General features: G+C 50.3%; 1 protein-coding gene. It reads right to left on the bottom strand.

Going from position 1 to position 332, the window contains the following annotated elements; all coding sequences use genetic code 11:
- Positions 1-287 (bottom strand): condensation domain-containing protein (locus AC5V8P_RS26255; protein WP_495474141.1); only part of this gene is annotated, 287 nt, incomplete at its 3' end.
- Positions 288-332: the final 45 nt, after the last annotated feature.

The following is a 332-nucleotide window of genomic DNA, read 5'->3' as shown; positions in this document are numbered from 1 at the left end:
TTATGACTGTGGATACGCACCGGAATCGTATTGATAAACAGACCTATGATGTGCTCCACATTCGGAATGTCTGCCGGACGTCCAGATACCACGCTGCCAAACACGACATCATCGGTGCCGTTATACTTTTGCAGCAAAAGCCCCCAAACGGTCTGCATCAACGTATTGATGGTGACTTGATAACGCTTGGCTATGCGCTGAATACCAGCCGTGAGTTCCGCACCCAAATCAAAATCCAAACGCTCTGCCTGATACCCCGTTTTGCCCTGGATTTTTGCCTGTGGCAAGCGGGACTGCTCCTCGTATCCTTCCAGAACCTTGCTCCAATAGCT

Source organism: Paenibacillus sp. N119s, from assembly GCF_059447605.1.
Note: the sequence above shows the minus strand (reverse complement) of the source record. Positions and strands in the feature narration are given on the sequence as shown.